The 813-nt window shown below is 56.8% G+C and carries 1 pseudogene; it reads left to right on the forward strand.

Annotated features, from left to right (window positions below):
• Positions 1 to 40 precede the first annotated feature (40 nt).
• Positions 41 to 813: pseudogene (locus ACR0M3_RS20040) on the forward strand (IS5 family transposase); the annotation flags it as partial.

Genomic DNA, 813 nt, shown 5'->3' on the forward strand with positions numbered 1-813 from the left:
GGCGCTGCATGATTCACGGCTCGAAAAATGGAGTGGTGATATGAGCGACCTTTTCTGGCTGACCGACGAGCAGATGGCCAAACTTTCCCCTTTCTTCCCGCGGTCGCACGGCAAGCCACGGGTCGATGACAAGAGGGTGCTGAGCGGGATTATCTTCATCAATCGCAATGGGTTGCGGTGGCGTGACGCTCCCAAAGAATACGGACCGCACAAGACGCTTTATAGCCGGTGGAAGCGTTGGAGTGAGAAAGGCATCTTCGCTCGGATGATGGTCGGCTTGGCAGCCGAACACGGCGAGGAAAAGACCGTGATGATCCCCTCTCGGGACATTGCTCCGCAATGCCCTGCCGGGCAGTGGACGTGACCTATCTGAAAGCACATCGCACCGCGACCAGCATGGCCGCGAAAAACGGGGGCGTGGCCGCCTGATTGGCCGAACCAAGGGCGGCATGAATACGAAGCTGCATGCTATCTGTGACAGCCAAGGGCGACCGATCAGCCTTTTTGTCACCGCTGGCCAAGTCAGTGACTACATCGGTGCGCGAGCGCTAATGAGCAGCATACCAGAAGTCGACTGGCTGCTCGGGGATCGCGGCTATGATGCAGACTGGTTCCGAGACGCGTTGAAAGACAAAGGAATAAGCGCCTGCATCCCAGGTCGAAAGCAACGCAAGACAACTGTGAAGTATGACAAGCGCCGATACAAACGGCGCAACCGTATTGAGATCATGTTTGGTAGGCTCAAGGACTGGAGGTGTGTAGCGACACGTTATGATCGCTGTCCCAAAGTCTTCCTCTCCGCAATCGCCCTCG

The organism is Ruegeria sp. O5 (genome assembly GCF_056535105.1).